1 protein-coding gene is annotated in these 308 nt (G+C 47.4%); it reads left to right on the top strand.

Annotated features, from left to right (window positions below; translation table 11 throughout):
• Positions 1-76: 76 nt before the first annotated feature.
• Positions 77-308 (top strand): lipoate--protein ligase family protein (locus DSOL_RS30325; protein ID WP_427854470.1); only part of this gene is annotated, 232 nt, incomplete at its 3' end.

The following is a 308-nucleotide window of genomic DNA, read 5'->3' as shown; positions in this document are numbered from 1 at the left end:
TGCTTGATACTGGGAAAGCGACAGCTGAGGAGAATATGGCAATTGATGAATCGCTTCTGATCAGTCATGCTAGGGGATTATCGCTACCCCACCATTCCGTTTTTACAGTTGGTCTCCATCGGCAATAAGCCTCGGTTCGTCCCAGAAACTTGAGGAAATTGATAGGGTTGCCTGCCGAGCCAATGGAGTCGATGTGGTGAAAAGGATCACCGGGGGCAGAGCAGTTTTCCATGATGATGAGTTGACCTATTCTTTAGTGGCAGCGGAAGATAATCAAAGAATATCCGGAAGCATCACTGAATCCTATC

It is taken from the genome of Desulfosporosinus metallidurans (assembly GCF_001936615.1).
GTDB lineage: Bacteria > Bacillota > Desulfitobacteriia > Desulfitobacteriales > Desulfitobacteriaceae > Desulfosporosinus > Desulfosporosinus metallidurans.
Note: the sequence above shows the minus strand (reverse complement) of the source record. Positions and strands in the feature narration are given on the sequence as shown.